General features: G+C 64.7%; 15 protein-coding genes. 5 read left to right on the top strand and 10 right to left on the bottom strand.

Translation table 11 applies throughout. The features are described from left to right. Positions 1–67: 67 nt before the first annotated feature. Both J2R78_RS27540 and J2R78_RS27545 read right to left on the bottom strand, forming a co-directional pair. On the bottom strand, positions 68–1,345 hold the full coding sequence (locus J2R78_RS27540) for a multidrug effflux MFS transporter (RefSeq protein ID WP_253607562.1): 1,278 nt from the start codon (positions 1,343–1,345) through the stop codon (positions 68–70). Between the two features lie 307 nt (positions 1,346–1,652). Beyond that, positions 1,653–3,482, bottom strand: a complete 1,830-nt coding sequence (locus J2R78_RS27545) for an aminopeptidase P family protein (RefSeq protein WP_253607563.1) — start codon at positions 3,480–3,482, stop codon at positions 1,653–1,655. Between the two features lie 190 nt (positions 3,483–3,672). Here J2R78_RS27545 and J2R78_RS27550 point away from each other — a divergent pair, with 190 nt between their 5' ends. Continuing rightward, positions 3,673–3,858 carry a hypothetical protein gene (locus tag J2R78_RS27550; protein ID WP_253607564.1) on the top strand — a complete coding sequence of 62 codons (186 nt, stop codon included), beginning with the start codon at positions 3,673–3,675 and terminating at the stop codon, positions 3,856–3,858. 18 nt (positions 3,859–3,876) lie between these two features. Here J2R78_RS27550 and J2R78_RS27555 read toward each other — a convergent pair whose 3' ends face one another. Both J2R78_RS27555 and J2R78_RS27560 read right to left on the bottom strand, forming a co-directional pair. After that, the gene (locus tag J2R78_RS27555; RefSeq protein WP_253607565.1) at positions 3,877–4,383 is read right to left on the bottom strand and encodes a hypothetical protein; all 507 of its coding nucleotides are present in this window, start codon (positions 4,381–4,383) and stop codon (positions 3,877–3,879) included. Further along, entirely contained in the window at positions 4,380–5,264 is an 885-nt protein-coding gene (locus J2R78_RS27560) for a 50S ribosomal protein L11 methyltransferase (protein WP_253607566.1), read from the bottom strand. The genes J2R78_RS27555 and J2R78_RS27560 overlap by 4 nt, the downstream gene beginning before the upstream one ends. 170 nt (positions 5,265–5,434) lie before the next feature. Between J2R78_RS27560 and J2R78_RS27565 the strand changes: the two genes are divergently transcribed. After that, a complete protein-coding gene (locus J2R78_RS27565) occupies positions 5,435–5,599 on the top strand; it encodes a Flp family type IVb pilin (protein ID WP_016841571.1) in 165 nt (54 codons plus the stop codon). Between the two features lie 262 nt (positions 5,600–5,861). On the opposite strand, the gene J2R78_RS27570 is transcribed toward J2R78_RS27565, so the two are convergent. Next, on the bottom strand, positions 5,862–7,463 hold the full coding sequence (locus tag J2R78_RS27570; protein ID WP_253607567.1) for an NAD(P)/FAD-dependent oxidoreductase: 1,602 nt from the start codon (positions 7,461–7,463) through the stop codon (positions 5,862–5,864). A 177-nt stretch (positions 7,464–7,640) separates the two neighbouring features. Here J2R78_RS27570 and J2R78_RS27575 point away from each other — a divergent pair, with 177 nt between their 5' ends. Then, positions 7,641–9,905 carry a spermidine synthase gene (locus J2R78_RS27575; protein ID WP_253607568.1) on the top strand — a complete coding sequence of 755 codons (2,265 nt, stop codon included), beginning with the start codon at positions 7,641–7,643 and terminating at the stop codon, positions 9,903–9,905. Positions 9,906–9,951: 46 nt separating this feature from the next. Here the strand turns inward: J2R78_RS27575 and J2R78_RS27580 are convergent, their stop codons facing one another. Beyond that, positions 9,952–10,539, bottom strand: coding sequence for a TetR family transcriptional regulator (locus J2R78_RS27580; protein ID WP_253607569.1), 588 nt, complete (start codon positions 10,537–10,539; stop codon positions 9,952–9,954). A 134-nt stretch (positions 10,540–10,673) separates the two neighbouring features. Between J2R78_RS27580 and J2R78_RS27585 the strand changes: the two genes are divergently transcribed. Continuing rightward, positions 10,674–11,231 (top strand): DUF308 domain-containing protein, encoded by a 558-nt coding sequence (locus J2R78_RS27585; protein WP_253607570.1) that lies wholly within the window; start codon positions 10,674–10,676, stop codon positions 11,229–11,231. A gap of 99 nt (positions 11,232–11,330) precedes the next feature. Here the strand turns inward: J2R78_RS27585 and J2R78_RS27590 are convergent, their stop codons facing one another. Both J2R78_RS27590 and J2R78_RS27595 read right to left on the bottom strand, forming a co-directional pair. After that, entirely contained in the window at positions 11,331–12,179 is an 849-nt protein-coding gene (locus J2R78_RS27590) for an alpha/beta fold hydrolase (RefSeq protein WP_253607571.1), read from the bottom strand. A 309-nt stretch (positions 12,180–12,488) separates the two neighbouring features. Continuing rightward, positions 12,489–13,283 (bottom strand): L,D-transpeptidase, encoded by a 795-nt coding sequence (locus J2R78_RS27595; protein ID WP_076824155.1) that lies wholly within the window; start codon positions 13,281–13,283, stop codon positions 12,489–12,491. Positions 13,284–13,583: 300 nt separating this feature from the next. Here J2R78_RS27595 and J2R78_RS27600 point away from each other — a divergent pair, with 300 nt between their 5' ends. Beyond that, positions 13,584–13,913 carry a hypothetical protein gene (locus J2R78_RS27600; RefSeq protein WP_018273009.1) on the top strand — a complete coding sequence of 110 codons (330 nt, stop codon included), beginning with the start codon at positions 13,584–13,586 and terminating at the stop codon, positions 13,911–13,913. Between the two features lie 230 nt (positions 13,914–14,143). Here the strand turns inward: J2R78_RS27600 and J2R78_RS27605 are convergent, their stop codons facing one another. Both J2R78_RS27605 and J2R78_RS27610 read right to left on the bottom strand, forming a co-directional pair. After that, on the bottom strand, positions 14,144–14,905 hold the full coding sequence (locus J2R78_RS27605; protein ID WP_028342160.1) for an ABC transporter permease: 762 nt from the start codon (positions 14,903–14,905) through the stop codon (positions 14,144–14,146). Continuing rightward, complete coding sequence (locus J2R78_RS27610) at positions 14,902–15,825, bottom strand: ABC transporter ATP-binding protein (RefSeq protein WP_225643686.1); 924 nt, start codon at positions 15,823–15,825, stop codon at positions 14,902–14,904. The genes J2R78_RS27605 and J2R78_RS27610 overlap by 4 nt, the downstream gene beginning before the upstream one ends. Between the last annotated feature and the right edge of the window lie 339 nt (positions 15,826–16,164).

Consider the following 16,164-nt stretch of genomic DNA (forward strand, 5'->3'; position numbering starts at 1 on the left):
ATTGCGCACCGGGGAATCTCGAGATTCCGGGTTCGATGCTGCGCATCGCCCCGGAATGACGAACTGCTCACATCATCCCCTGCTCATCCTCCTCGGCCTGCGCGATCAGCTCCTCGCTCACCACCACCTGCCGTCGCGGCACGACGAAGATCATGGTGCAGGCGCAGGCGATCGAGATCGCGAAGATCGCCGCGGTCAGCGGCAGCGTCGTGGTGGAGTGGCCGCCGAGATAGGCGCCGAATTGCGAGATCAGCGAGCCGATGCCCTGCTGCAGGAACCCCATGGCGCCCGAGGCGGTGCCGGCGGCTTCGGGCCGGATGCTGATGGCGCCGGCGGCGGAATTGGCCATCACGAAGGCGTTGGCGATCATCACGATCATCTGGGTGCCGAACAGCCAGAGCGGGGTCTGGTTTACTCCAGTAAAACTCCAGACCAGGTTCAGCAGGCTGCTGCCGACCTGCAGCGCGAGGCCGAACCAGATCAGTTTCTCCAGCGAGTGCCGCGGCGCGAAGCGCACGCACAAGAGATTGCCGACGAAGTAGCCGAACCCCGTCATCGCGAACCACGCGCCATACTCGGCGCTGGTCCGGCCCATCTGGGTCACCACGATGTAAGGGCCGCCGCCGGCGAAGGCGAAGATGATCTGCGACGCCAATACCTGGCACAATAGATAGCCGACGAAGGCGCGGCTCGTCATCAGCTTGCCGAGGTCGCCGCGGAAGCTGGAGCTGTCGGCGCGGTCGCGGCGGGTTTCCGGCAGCGCCAGCGCGATGAAGATCGTGGTGATCAGCGACGCCGCGGTGATGAGATAGAGGATCGCGCGCCAGCCGAATGTGGTCTCCAGCAGGCCGCCGGTCAGCGGGCTCACCATCTGCGCGATCATCAGCGCGGCGACGACGAGGCTGATCATGGCGCCGACCCGCTCGCGCGGATAGAGGTCGCGGATGATGGCACGGCTGATCACCATGCCGCTGGCGCCGCCGAGCGCCTGGAAGAAGCGCGCCGCGATCAGTTGCGGCAGGGTCTCGGCGAACACCGAGCCGACGCCGGCCACGACCATCAGGCCGAGGCCCGCGAGCAGCACCGGGCGGCGGCCGAACCTGTCGGACAGCGGCCCCATGATCAGCTGTGAAAGCGCGATGCCGACCATGTAGAGCGACACGGTCATCTGCGCGATAGAGATGTCGCGGCCAAAGGTGGTCGCCAGCACCGGCAGCGCCGGCACCAGCATGTAGAGCGAGATCGGCGCCACGCCCGTCATCACGACGAGCATCAGCAGCATGACCTTCGATGTCGCGATGTTGTCTTTGGCCGCGCCGGGCGGCTTGCCCATCACGCCGTGCATTCAGGTCCGATCCAGCATTGTGGAAAGACTGTAGCGTGCCCGTCCGCGCGGAATACGGGTGTTTCGGCATACGCCCATGCGATTTCAGGAGACGCGGTGACGATGTTTCGTCTCGCGCAATAAACGCTCTGTCGTCAGCTGCGAATTCCGCTGTCGTCCTCGGCGAAAGCGGGGACCCAGTACTCCAGAGGCAGGCGTATTTGAATTGATAGGCCGCGGCGTACTGGATCCCCCGCTTTCGCGGGGGATGACACAGAGCGTTGGGGGGGGGGGACGACGTCGAGCGTGCGGATGCCTGGGCGCGCCGCTACTTCAGCGCCGCCGTTGCCTCGTCCAGCCACAGCTTGGTGGCGTTGTCGTCGAGATGCGGCCGCACCACATGCGCGACGCGGGCGTGGTAGTCGTTGAGCCAGCTTAACTCGTCCGGGCTCAGCATGCCGACCTCGATCAGACGGCGATCGATCGGCGCCAGCGTCAGCGTCTCGAATGCATTGATCGGCTTCTCGGCGCCGGCAATGTCGGTGCCGATCACGAGCTCTAGGTTCTCGATCCTTATGCCGTAGGCGTCGGTCTTGTAGTAGCCAGGCTCGTTGGACAGGATCATGCCGCGCTTCAGCGGCGTGGTGCCGAGCTTGGAAATCCGCGCCGGCCCTTCATGGACGCTGAGATAGCTGCCGACGCCGTGGCCGGTGCCGTGCTCGAAATCGATCCCGGCCTGCCAGAGATATTGCCGCGCCAGCGTGTCGAGCTGTGCGCCGGTGGTGCCGTCGGGGAAGATCGCGCGGGCGATGGCGATATGGCCGCGCAGCACGCGGGTGAAGCGGTCGCGCATCTCGTCGGTCGGCTTGCCGACCGCGATGGTGCGGGTGACGTCGGTGGTGCCGTCCTCATATTGTGCGCCGGAATCGATCAGCAGGAGATCGCCGGGCTCGATGCGGCGGTTGCTTTTGCGCGTCACGCGGTAGTGCACGATGGCGCCGTTCGGCCCGGTGCCGGCGATGGTCGGGAAGGAGACGTCCTTCAGCGCGCCGGTCTGGCGGCGGAACGTCTCCAGCGCCTCGACGGTATCGATCTCGGTGAGGCTGCCGGAGGGCGCCTCGCGATCGATCCAGGCGAGGAAACGCACCAGCGCCACCGCGTCGCGCTGATGCGCCGTGCGCGTGCCCTCGATCTCGGTGACGTTCTTGACCGCCTTCAAGAGGCTGACCGGATCGCTGCCGCGCACCGGCTTGCCGCCGGCACCCGCGATCAGGCGGCTCAGGGCGTCGGCCGCGGTCGCGTTGTCGAGCGCGATCGAGGCGCCGCGCTTGGCGAGCTCGGTGAGTTTTGCCGCCAGCGCCGCGGGCTGCTCGACATCGGCCGATTGCTCGAGATGGTCGCGTGTCGAGTTGGACAGCTTGCGCTGATCGATGAACACCAGCGGCCGGCCTTCCTTCGGTACCAGCGCATAGGACAGCGGCAGCGGCGTATGCGAGACGTCGGCGCCGCGGATGTTGAAGGTCCAGGCCACCGCGTGGCTGTCGGACAGCACCAGTGCGTCGACGCCGAGCTTGTTGATCTCGAGGCGGATGCGCTTGAGCTTCTCGGCTTCGATCTCCCCGGAAAACTGCGCGCCGTGGATCGTGACCGGACCGAGCGGCGGTGCCGGCCGCTCGTGCCAGATCGCATCGAGCGGATTGCTGTCGACGGCGACCAGTTCCGCGCCGGTCTTGGCGCAGGCCGCTGCCAGTCGTTCGGCTGCCGCAGAAGTGTGCAGCCAGGGGTCAAATCCTAGGCGGTCGCCGGCCGCCAGATGCCGGGTCAGCCAGTGCTCCGGCGGCGGATCGACCAGCGGCTCGACCTGCCAGGCCTTGCGGTCGACCTGCTTGCCGGCCTGCAGCGTGTAGCGGCCGTCGACGAACAGGGCGGCCTCCTTGCTCAGCACGATCGCGAGCCCGGCCGATCCGGTGAAGCCGGTCAGCCAGGCGAGCCGCTCCTCGGAGGCCGCGACATATTCATTCTGCTGCTGATCGGCGCGCGGAACCACGAATCCGGTCAGCTTGCGCCGCGCCAGCTCCTCGCGCAGCGCGCTCAAGCGGGCAGCCAGCGCCACGCCGCCTTCGGGCTCTTCGAACGTCTGGAAATGGGCTTCGAACATCGCCGTCGCACTCTCTTCGGATGGAGCATGACCTTCGCGCGAGCGCGGTCAAGCATGACCATATTTTTGGCATAACTTATGCTTGAATATGGCATAGTGGAATTGGCCGGACGATGTCCACTGCACGTCAACGGTCAAGCGTACGGGGAGTGTCCAGGAGTGTCTCAACTCAACGGTGAGGAGATGCACGATGCCTGCATTCACGTTTGAGAAGATCTCGCCGCCGGTCCGCCGCGGCCCGATCGCGCCGGTCGAACAGAAGCAGCGCGGCGTCATCGTCCAGATGCTGGACCGCCTTGTCGAGGCGCGCGCCAAGCGTGCGGCCGGTCAGGACAAGGTCGAGACCAACCGTAGCGATTCGCCGGCGCCCAAATAAACAACCCGCGGATCGCGGCTACCGTTCCAGATCGGATGCCTTCGCCACGGTCACATTGACGACCTTGCCGTCCTCGAGCTCGCGCACGATCCGCTCATCGGGGCCGACGATGCCGAGATCGAATTCGCGCTCGGGCGTCACGAGCGTCATGCGCTGGCCGGCGATCACGACAACGGTCATGTCGAGCGTCTCGCCGGAGATCGCCCAGTCCCTGAGCTCGTTGCGAAACGGCTCTTTGCGCCAGGCGTCGGGGAAGCCCGGATCGCATCTGACCTCAAGACCATCTTCCGATGTGGTCAGGACGAGCTTCGACCTGGAAGGCTTCCAGTGCTCCTCCAGCAGCTCGTTCGCCAGCCAGACGCAGCTGAACGAGCGGCATTCCATAGGCCGCCCCGGATAGGTCCGGCAGCCGCGCCCCGGTTTGCAATGCGGGCACCACGTGTTGGCGGGCTTGGCCAGTTCCTCGATCGCCATCACCTTGCAGCAGAGCGTGCAGTCGCCGCACTGTCTGCCGGTCGCGGTCACTTCACGGAGCGCAGCAGCAGGCTGCTCCAGCCCTCGATCTTCAGATGCCGCAGCGGCACCAGCCCGCGGGCGCGGTAGGCGGCGATGACCGCCGGCGCCTGGTGCGTCAGCAGGCCCGAGAGAATGACCTGCGCCGACGAGGCGAGGTGACGCGCCATCGGGCCGGCCAGCTGCCGCAGCGGATTGGCGAGGATGTTGGCGAGCACCAAGTCGAACGGACCGTCCTCGGCGAAGCGCGGAGCGGCAAAGCCGGTGGCGCGGATCACGTCCACCAGATCGCCGGCGCCGTTCAGCCGGGCATTCTCCTCGGCGGCCCTGACCGACGGCGCGTCGATGTCGCTCCCCAGCACCTTGCCGTGCAGCGCCTTGGCGGCGGCGATCGCCAGCACGCCGGTCCCGGTACCGAGATCCAGCACGCGGCGGGGCTGATACGCCTTCAGCACGTGGTCGAGCAGCAGCAGGCAGCCGCGGGTGGTGCCGTGATGGCCGGTGCCGAAGGCCAGCGCCGCCTCGATCTCGATCCCGAGCTTGTTGGGGGGTATCCGGTGCCGGTCATGCTGGCCGTGGACGATAAAGCGGCCGGCCGCGACCGGGACAAGATCCTCCAGGCTGGCCTTGACCCAGTCCTTGGCCTCCACGGTATCAAAAACTAAAGTCGATGCGACATCCTGCCGCAGCACCTGGCCAACCAGTTCGCGCAGTAAATTTTGGTCCGGCGGCTCGGCAAAATGGACGGTGACGTCCCAGCGGCCATCCGGCCGCTCGAAGGCCGCAAACGCCGCCTGATCCTCGAAAAACAGCTCGGAAAGCGCATCTACCACGCGCTTTGCGGTCGATTCATCTGGAAGGGTGACGCTGGCGCGGTGTGTGGACGGGGTCATCGGAGGCCGGTAGCGCGGTTTTTGTTAAAATTTCAAGCCGGATTCAATCGAATATCGCGAGAATTGAGAGGTTCCCGGTTCAGACAACCTTAGATGTTGCCGTACTACTAGGGTGGCGGAACTGGGAACACCCTTCGTTCCAAGGCATCACAACCAAGGGCAGGGCTGCAATGAAGGCTTTTATCGTTAAGTTTTTGCGGAATGAATCCGGCGCGACCGCCATCGAATACGGATTGATCGCGACCGGCATCGCCATCGCGATCATCGCTGCGGTGAACGGCGTCGGCACGGCACTGAGCGGGACCTTCAACTCGATCAGCGGCTCGCTGAAGTAATTTCTCGAACGGCGTTCTCAGGGAAGCACCGGGCGACATGTCGCCCGGTGTTTTCTTTTTGACCGGTTGTCCACAGAGCCACACGCAGCTTGTCGACAAGACATCAACTGCGTTGTCCCGGGATTGTCAGCGTCGGTCGCACAGCCGCTCCACAGCGACGTCCACCGGTTATCCCGTCTTGAGACAAGGCCGCTATCCACCGCAGGCCACAGCTTCTCAACACGCCTGTCCACAGCTTGTCCCGCGGCGCGCGGTGTGTCGTCTACGAGAACAGCGCGCGATGGTCGGCCAGGATGGCCCGCGCGGCATTGTGGCCGGGGGCGCCGGTGACGCCGCCGCCGGGATGGGCGCCGGAACCGCAATGGTAGAGACCCTTCAGCGGTCCGCGATAGTCGGCATGGCCGAGCATCGGCCGTGCCGAGAACAATTGGTTCAATGTCAGCGCGCCGTGAAAGATGTCGCCGCCGAGCAGGCCGAATTGCCGCTCGAGGTCGAGCGGCGACAGGATCTGGCGGCCGATCACGCTGCCTGCGAACCCGGGCGCGTAGTGGTCGACGGTTGCGATCATCAGATCGGCGACCTCTTCGCGATGATCGTCCCACGATCTGCCGTCGGGTAGTTGCGGCGCGACGTGCTGGCAGAACAGGCTCGCGACATGCTGGCCCGGCGGGCTCAGGCTGTCGTCGAGCGTCGAGGGGATCAGCACCTCGACGACCGGGGCGCGGCTCCAGCCGAATTCGCGCGCATCGTGCCAGGCGCGATCCATGTAGCCGAGGCTGGGAGCGATGATGATCCCCGCCGTGAGGTGATCGCCGGGACCGGGCAGCGCGGTGAACGAGGGCAGGGCGCTTAGCGCCACATTCATCCTGAACGTGCCGGACCCGTTCCGCCATCGTGAGATGCGCGCGCGAAACTCGGGCGCCAATGCGCCCTCCGGCACCAGGCGTGTGTACAGCAGCTTCGGATTGACGTTCGAGACGACGTATTTGGCGCGCACGGTCTTGTCATTGTCGAGGACGACGCCGACGGCGCGCTCCTTCTCGACGATCACCTCGCGGACGGCAGCATCGGTTTCGATCTCGACGCCATGGCCGCGCGCGGCACGCGCCATTGCCTGGGTGATCGCACCCATGCCGCCGATCGCGTGGCCCCAGACGCCCTTCTTGCCGTTCACCTCGCCGAACGCATGGTGCAGCATCACATAGGCCGAGCCGGCCGCGTAGGGGCTGGCATAATTGCCGACGATGGCATCGAAGCCGAACAGCGCCTTGACGAGGTCGTTCTCGAAGCGCTCGTCGAGCATCTCGCCGGCCGATCGCGTGAACAGGTCGAGCAGATTGCGCTGCTGTTCCAGCGACAGCCGGCGCAGGATGTTGGCGGTGCCGAGCGCGTTGAAGGCCTCGCTGATCGCGCCGATGCCAAAGCCCTCGACGAGGTTCGGCGGCGCGCGCAGCACGAATTGCCGCAGCACGTCTGCGATGGCTTCGAGTTCCCCTGAGAACACGCCGATTGCGGCCGCGTCCTTTTGGCTGAGCTTTTCGACCGACTCCCGGGTCCGGCGTTCGCCGGTCAAAAGATAGCTGCCGTCGGGCGCGGGGAGGAAGTTCTGCGCGCGCCGCTCGACGATCCTGAGGCCGTGATCGGCAAGTTTCAGGTCAGACATGATCTGCGGATTGAGCAGGCTCACCGTGTAGGCGGCGACCGAATTGCGGAAGCCCGGGCAAAATTCTTCGGTGACCGCGGCGCCGCCGACCACGTTGCGGCGTTCCACGACCTTCACGCGCAGCCCGGCCATCGCGAGATAGGCCGCGCAGGTGAGGCCGTTGTGCCCCGCACCGATGATGACGACGTCTGTTTCGTTCATGTCCGCTTCAAGAAGCAGTGATTACAGCCTGCTGTGGCGCCGCAGCGCCGCGTCGTCAAGTCCGCGTGACCGCCGTTTCTTGTCCGTGATAGTGCCGTATGCTCAACTGAAATCCTCCGGTGGGGTGCCACCGGACTGTCCGCCTCCGGCGCCCGCCGGGTCCATGCCGGAGCTTTCATGACGTCTGAGCCGACCGCCTCGCGCAACCGGCTGGTGCTGGTTGTCTACACCGCCGCGATCTTCGTCAGTGCCCTGTTGCTGTTCTCGGTGCAGCCGCTGTTCACCAAGATGGTGCTGCCGCGGCTCGGCGGCTCGCCGGCGGTGTGGTCGGTGGCGATGGTGTTCTTCCAGTCGCTGCTGCTCGGCGGCTACGCCTATGCGCATCTCTTGATGAAGCTGAACGGCCGTATTGCGCCGGTCGTGGTGCATCTGGTGCTGCTCGTCGTCGCGTTGCTGACCTTGCCGCTGGCGATCAGGAGCGGCTGGGGCGAGCCGCCGACGTCCGGCTATGCGATCTGGCTGCTCGGCCTGTTCGCGGTTTCGATCGGCCTGCCGTTCTTCGCGCTCGCCGCCAACAATCCGCTGCTGCAGGCCTGGTTCGTGCGCACCGGACATCCCAATGGTCCCGATCCGTATTTCCTCTACGCATCCTCGAACATCGGCAGCTTCCTCGCGCTCTTGTCCTATCCGGTGCTGCTCGAGCCGATGTTCACGTTGCGCATCCAGAATCTGATCTGGACCGGTGGTTATGGTCTGCTGATTATTCTGATCGCAAGTTGCGGCGTGCTGCTGTTGCGGTCGCCGGCCAATGCCGCCGCGCTCGACATGCAGGTCGATGACGCCAATGCGCCGGCGCCGTCCTGGCCGCTGCGGGCGCGCTGGATCTTCCTCGCCGCGGTGCCGTCCGGCCTCTTGATCGCGGTGACGGCGCATATCTCGACCGACGTCGCCGCCGCGCCCCTGCTGTGGGTGCTGCCGCTGTCGCTGTATCTCTTGACCTGGGTGCTGGTGTTCCAGTCGCGGCCGCTATTGCCGCACAAATGGATGCTGCTGGCGCAGCCGCTGGCGATTGCCGGCGTCGTGATCCTGCTTGCGGTCGGCGGCGAGCAGAACCTGCTGCTCACGCTCGGTGGCCATCAGCTCTGCTTCTTCATCATCGCGATGGCCTGTCACGGCGAGCTCGCGCGCACCCGCCCGGCGGCGAAATATCTCACCGGATTCTACGTCGCGCTGTCGTTCGGCGGCATGGTCGGCGGCCTGTTCGCGGGGCTTATTGCGCCCTTTACTTTCTCGTGGGTCGCCGAATATCCGATCCTGCTGGCGCTTGCGGCGCTATGCCGTCCGCCCGGCGGCGCGGAGCGGCTGCCGCGCTGGAGCGCCTGGTACTGGCCGTTCCTCGCGGTGCTGGCGGTGGCGCTGATCGCGCCGAGCTATTCGGCCGGCGACATCTTCAACTGGTTCGACGTGCACCGGGTCTGGGTGATCGGCGCGGTCGGCGTGCTCTCGGCGCTGCTGGCGCTCGCGCTGAACGCCAATCGCTGGAAGATCTTCGCCACCGTCGTGGTCGCGCTGGTGGTGCTGCGCGCCTATCCATCCGACGACGGCCGCGTCGAAACCGTGCGCAGCTTCTTCGGCGTGCACAAGATCGTGGTGACGCCGAACGGGCAGTATCACGTGCTGATGCACGGCACCACGATCCATGGCGCCGAGAAGTTCAAGAACGATGACGGCACGCCGGTCGCCGGAATGCCCGAACCGATCAGCTACTATCACAAGGACGGCGGCATCGGGCGGGCGATATCAGCGATCCGCGAGCGTAAGGGCGCGCCGCTGAAGGTGGCGGTGATCGGGCTCGGTTCGGGGACGCTGACCTGCGCGTCGGCCCCCGGCGAGGACTGGCGCTTCTTCGAGATCGACCAGTCGATGGTCGATACCGCGCGCGATCCGAAATACTTCACCTACATCCAGAACTGCGAGCCGAACCTCAAGCCCGTCATCGGCGACGCGCGGCTGACCTTCGCCAAGGAGCCGGACGGCGCCTACGATCTGATCATCGTCGACGCCTATTCGTCGGACGCGATCCCGATCCATCTCGCGACCGAGGAGGCGATGGCGATCTACAAGGAGAAGCTGGCGCCGCAGGGCGCCGTCGTGATGCACGTCTCCAACCGCCACCTCGAGCTTGCCAGCGTCGTGGTCGGCATCGCCGACGCCAACGACATGAAGAGCTGGGTCTACAGCGAGGATTCCGGCCGCGACAACGAGTACATCTTCTCGACCTCGGTCGTGGTCTCCGCGCGCGAGGAGGAAGACGTCGGCAAGCTCGCATCGTCTGATGTCTGGACCGAGACCGAAGCCGACGAGAAGCAACGGGTCTGGACCGACGACTATTCGAACGTGCTGGGTGCAGTGTACCGCCGACTGCGCGACGGCGAGCAGTAGGACCTGCAAGCCGAGCCAATCGCGGCGGCTTCCGCGCGATAATTCTCTAGCGATCGGCTACCAGCAGTCTGGCGAACTGGGGCTTGACGATCGCGGCAAACATTCCGGGATCGTCGAAAGCCCTCGCCGAGAGCATTGCCCCATGAACCGATGCCATCAGCATCTGGGCCTCCTCGTGCGGCCGCTGGTCCAGCCGGAACAGATGCTGTTCCGCGCCGGCCTGCAGCACCGAGGTGAGCCATCCCGCAAGATGATGGAAATGGGCGCGGACGCGCGATGCGACCTCGTCCGGCAGCATCGGCATCTCGCCGGCAAGCATCGCGCAGACGCAGAACGGCAGCGAGGCATCGCCGATGCACGCCTGCCAGAAGTTCACGTAAGCCTGCAGTTGGTCGGTCGGGCTCGCGAATTGCTCCTGAAGCGACTTCAGGCCCAGCGCGGTCTGCTGCCGGTAGCGATCCACCAGCGCCGAGACCAGCTCGGCCTTGGTCGGGAAGTGATGGTGGATGCTCGCCTTCCGGATACCGATGGCGTCGGAAATGTCGGCATAGCTGAAGCCGTTGTAGCCCCCCGCGACGATGAGGGGCTGCGCGACGTCGAGAATTTTTTCAGAAGTCGAAATCATCACGTTCACGTTATGCCTACCTTCCAGTAGGTAAATTACAAAGGTAAATCAAGGCCTTCCTCTCCACACAGGGCGTCCGAGCGCCAGATTGACTCGGAATTGTTGTCTACCTACTAGTAGGACGATAAACAAGGAGCCTGTCAATGCAAAGCCACCTTTCGACCCAATCCACCTGGCTGCGATCCTATTATCTCGGGCGCGCCATCTTCTCGGTCGCCTGGGTCGCCGCTGCCGTTCTGTTTAGCGGCCAGGCCGGCCCTGCCGGGGTTCTGTTCGTGATCTACCCGGCGTGGGACGGCATCGCCAATCTGGCTGATGCCCGGGTCAATGGCGGCCTGAAAGCCAACCCATCCCTGGCCCTGAATGTCGTGGTCAGCGCGATCACGACGCTCGCCGTGATCGTGGCGCTCAGCCACAGCAGCTATGCCGTCCTGGCCGTGTTCGGGGTTTGGGCGATCCTCGCGGGCGTGCTGCAATTGTACACCGGCGTCAGGCGCTGGCGTCATTATGGTGCGCAATGGGCGATGATCCTGAGTGGCGCACAGTCGGCACTCGCCGGCGGCTACATGATCAGCCAGTCCATCGGCACCGTTGCGCCGACCATTCTCGACGTCGCTCCCTATGCGGGCTTCGGCGCGTTCTATTTCCTGCTTTCCGCAATCTGGCTCGTTGCCACCGGCTATCGCCACGCGCGCGCTTAGTGTCAAAGCAAGAAGCTGGAGCTCCGTTCCAATTCAACCGGAACGGAGAGCTGTCCGGCAGCACCGGAGGAGCGCCAGCTCGCCTTCAGCGCGACGCGACTATTTGTTCTCTGGCGGCGCCGCACCCGCGGAGGCGGGCGTCGAGGCAGCGAGCAGCGGCATCGTCGGCGTGCTCTCGCCCGCATCCTCGTCTAGGAATTGCTCCACGCCGGCCTGGATCGACGATTTCGCGCTGTCCGGGCCGCGGTCGCTGAGATCGTTGTGCTGGAATTCGGTTCTGACCACCTTGATGCCGAGTCTCGCACAGGTCTCGTCGTCCGGCACGACGCCCGGATCGGCCTTGAACACCGGATCCCTGGAGCGAAACGAGAGGATCTTGATCTTGCCGTCGGTGATGAAGGGGACGCGCAGATTGTCCAGCGTGACGACCTTCTTGACCAGGTCGGGATGCTGCTTGGCGAAGAACATCGAGATGTCGCCGCCGTTGGAATGGCCGATCAACGTCAGCTGGCGATAGTTTGCGTTCGGATAGACCTTCTTGAGCTCGTCGATCGCATACATGATGTTGAAGACGCCGCGATTGTACTGCATGCGGCGGCCTACATATTCCTCGCCGACCTTGGTAACCATCGGCGCGTCGGTGTCGAGATCATGCTGAATGCTGATCACGAGGTATCCGCGCGACGCGAACAAATTGGTGAGGAACGAGTACTCGGTGTTCTTGACGGTGTTGCCGTGGCTCAGGATCGCGACCGGCAGCTCGATCATCTCGGCCATCGCCTGCACTTGCCGGTCGCGGCGCACCGCGACCTCGACCGTGACGTCGCGGTCGTCGCGCAGAACGTCGTGGAACGTCAGCGTCGTGTGACGGATGGCCCATCTGTCCGTCGTGAAATAAGCGGCCATCGCCACGACGCACAGGCAAAGGACAATGATGCCCCGTTTCATGTCGACCTCTGATCTTGCCTACGTGACCCGCGCTTCTCGCCCTGATTTCATCGGGCATACAGCGTGAATCGGCCTCCAGGGGCCAAGCGGGCGCTTGTGCCGCCGAATATCGGGCTAGTTTTACAATCAGATGACGACGGGCCGCGGCGCACGTTGACGGACGCCCTTTGCGACGGTCACAAGCGGGTGAGGGGAGCGTGAACTGACGGCGCCCTGCCTGCGGCGCCGTCACGGATCAAGAGCGTGCGGCAGATTTCTTTTGACGCGTTTTCTTCACGCGAACCGGCGCCTACTTCGCTCGAAAACGCTCTAATCCTGATAGGTGTTGCCGTAGAAGCCGCGCGGCTGATAGGCGGGGCGCGGCTGGTAGTAGCCTTGCGGCGCCGGCGCGTAGCCCTGATTGCCGTAATACTGCTGCTGCTGGCCATAGGCCTGCGCATCGTAGACGCGGCGGCTTGACGGTGGTGCCGGATAGCGGCGATCGGTCGAGCTGCCGTCGGCCGGATAGATGTAGCCGTCATCGGTGCGGGCCTGCGCCGGATAGTCGCGCGGCTGCGGCGTCAGCACGACCGGGTCGCCGGCGGCGGCGGTGCCGTACTGCTCGTCATATTGCTGCGGCGCGCGGCGGGCGACGGCGGTGCCATTGCGCCCACGCGGATTGCGCGCCAGCGCGACCTGCGACGAGCCGGTCAGCGTCACGGTGGTGTTGAGCACGCCTTCCTTCTGGACCAGCGAGTAAAGCGTGGTTGCGTTGTCGCGCGACAGCCGCACGCAGCCATGCGAGGCCGGCGAGCCGAGGCGGCTGACCGAGTCGGTGCCGTGAATCGCGTGCCCGATCTTGGTGAAGAAGATCGAGTGCGGCATCGGCGCGTCGTCGAATTCCTTGGAGTAGTGATCCTCTTCCATGCGGAAGGCGCGGAAGCTGCCGTTCGGCGTTTCGCGCGACGGGATGCCGGTCGAGACCGGCCAGTGATAGCGCGCGACGCCGTCGACCGCGACGGTCATCTGCTGGTTGTCCTTGTCGATGGTGATATCGACCTTGGCCTGTGCGGCGCCGGCGGTGAAGAGCATCACGGACGTGAACGCAATGAGGAACGAACGCATTTTACCTTTGGCCTCCAGGCCTGCTCGCGAAGCCGCGGCTCTCCGTCCCCGGCAATCAATATGCACGGAATCCGAACTTGGTTCCAGTGGCGGGCCAAGGCTGTGATCAATCGCCATGGTTAATCCCGCCCGCGGCGCAAACAAGGCCGAAGCCGGGCCTGCCAGTCACGGCGGGCTGACTTTTTCGCGAGCAGGCCGCGACCACGGCCCGATTGGTCTCCGACACGCAACCATTTGGCCGCATGGGCGTTTAACAATCCCGCCCGGCGGCGCGTTCGCGCCGCGCATCAAGGAATCCAGATGAACAACACCAAGGTGAAGACCGCGGCCGTCGTCCCAGCCGGCCTCTCCGCGCGGCTCCTGCTTGCGGCCGCAGCCCTCGCTTTGACGTTGGTCGCAGTCCCCCATGCAGGCCATGCCCAGGGCATCGTCCGCGGCGCTCATGAGGGCGCCTATGAGGGCAACCGGGTCGCCGGCCCGGTGGGCGGCGTGGTTGGCGGCGCCGTCGGCGCCGGTGTCGGTGGCGCCATGGGCGCGGTCAAGGGCGTGTTCGGCATCCCGGATCGCGGTTACCGCCGTGGCCACCGCTGCCGCGGCTATTACCGCCACGGTCATTTCCACTGCTATTGATCGTTGAAGAACCTGTAGCCCGGATGGAGCGAAGCGAAATCCGGGTTCTGCAGGCTTGGCGATAAGGTCCCGGATTGCGCTTCGCTCTATCCGGGCTACGGGCGAGCGTCATTCCGGGGCATGCGAAGCATGAACCCGGAATCTCGAAGTGACGGCGCGAGATTCCCCGATGCGCAATTGCGCATCTGAGGTTCGCGCTAAGGCGCGCCCCGGAATGACTTGCTTGCAAGTCAGTTCTTCAGCCGGTAGCCGGTCCTGAAGATCCACGCCACGATGGCCATGCAGGCCACGAGGAATCCCACGGTCATGCCGAGGCTCAGCGGCACGCTGACATCGGCGATCTCGTAGAAGCTCCAGCGGAAGCCGGAGATCAAATAGACCACGGGATTGAGCAGGGTGATGGTGCGCCAGCCCGACGGCAGCATGTTCACCGAATAGAAGCTGCCGCCGAGGAAGGTCAGCGGTGTCACCACCAGCATCGGGATCATCTGCAGCTTCTCGAAGCCATCGGCCCAGATGCCGATGATGAAGCCGAACAGGCTGAAGGTGACCGCCGTCAGCACCAGGAACGTCAGCATCCACACCGGATGCTGGATATGCAAGGGGACGAAAAGCCCGGCCGTCGCCAGGATGATCAGGCCGAGGATGATCGACTTGGTGGCGGCGGCGCCGACATAGCCGATGACGATCTCGAAATAGGAGATCGGCGCCGACAGGATCTCGTAGATCGTGCCGACGAATTTCGGGAAGTAGATGCCGAACGAGGCGTTGGAGATGCTCTGGGTCAGCACCGACAGCATCACGAGCCCCGGCACGATGAAGGTACCGTAGCTGACGCCCTCGACCTCGGTGATGCGCGAGCCGATCGCGGCGCCGAACACCACGAAATACAGCGAGGTCGACACCACGGGCGAGACGATGCTCTGCAGCAGCGTGCGCCAGGTGCGCGCCATTTCGAACAGGTAGATCGCCCGGATTGCGCGGTAGTTCATGGCGCCCTCACGAGGCTGACGAAGATATCCTCGAGCGACGACTGCCTGGTATCGAGGTCCGAGATGCGGATGCCGGCATTGCGCAGATCGTTGAGCAGGCTGGTGATGCCGGTGCGATCGCCCTTGGTATCGTAGTCATAGGTCACGGTGCGGCCGTCGTCGGACAATTCGAGATTGTAGGCAGACAGAACATCGGGAATGGCCTCGAGCTTGTTCTGCAATTGCAGCGTCAGCTCCTTCTTGCCGAGCTTCTGCATCAAGGTCGCCTTGTCCTCGATCAGGATGATCTCGCCCTTGTTGATGACGCCGATGCGGTCGGCCATCTCCTCGGCTTCCTCGATGTAGTGCGTGGTGAGGATGATGGTGACGCCGGAAGCCTGCAGCGTGCGGACCACCTCCCACATGCCCTTGCGCAATTCGACGTCGACCCCGGCGGTGGGCTCGTCGAGGAACAGGATCTGCGGTTCGTGCGACAGCGCCTTGGCGATCATCACGCGGCGCTTCATGCCCCCGGACAGCGTGATGATCTTGTCGTCCTTCTTGTCCCACAGCGACAGGTCGCGCAGCACCTTCTCGATATGGGCGGGGTTCTTCGGCTTGCCGAACAGGCCGCGGCTGAAGCTGACGGTCGCCCACACCGACTCGAACGCGTCGGTGTGCAGTTCCTGCGGAACCAGCCCGATCATCGACCGCGCCGCGCGATAGTCGGCGATGATGTCGTGCCCGCCGATCGTGATGCGGCCCTCGCTCGGATTGGCGATGCCGCAGATGATGCTGATCAGCGTGGTCTTGCCGGCGCCGTTCGGCCCGAGCAGCGCGAAGATCTCGCCTTTGACGATGTCGAGATTGATGCCCTTCAGCGCCTTGAAGCCGGAGCCATAGGTTTTCGAAAGATTGGATACGGAGATGATCGGCGACATGGAGAGTCGGTGAGCGTGAGGGAGGGGGCGCGCGCGGATTGGGGCCCGGGCAGGCGCGTGATGCGGGTTCAGCCCAGATAGGAACGCACGGTCCGTTCTGCAATCGGTCGGCGAGGGAGAAATTTATTCTGCAGCGTGCACCGCTCCCGCTTGCGGGCAGGGCCATTGCATACGGCGCTTGCGGCCTCTGCAACTCACGTGTCCACGTATCGAGGCCGGGCTCGAACGAGGCTGATAGCCTGCCGCCTCAGGGGCGCACTACCAAAATATCGAAAACAACCCCATGCAAAGGAGCCGGCGGCCGGCGGCGCATATTGCAACTTGACCCGTCGGGCAAAT

Source organism: Bradyrhizobium sp. USDA 4538, from assembly GCF_024171045.1.
GTDB classification, from domain to species: domain Bacteria; phylum Pseudomonadota; class Alphaproteobacteria; order Rhizobiales; family Xanthobacteraceae; genus Bradyrhizobium; species Bradyrhizobium australafricanum.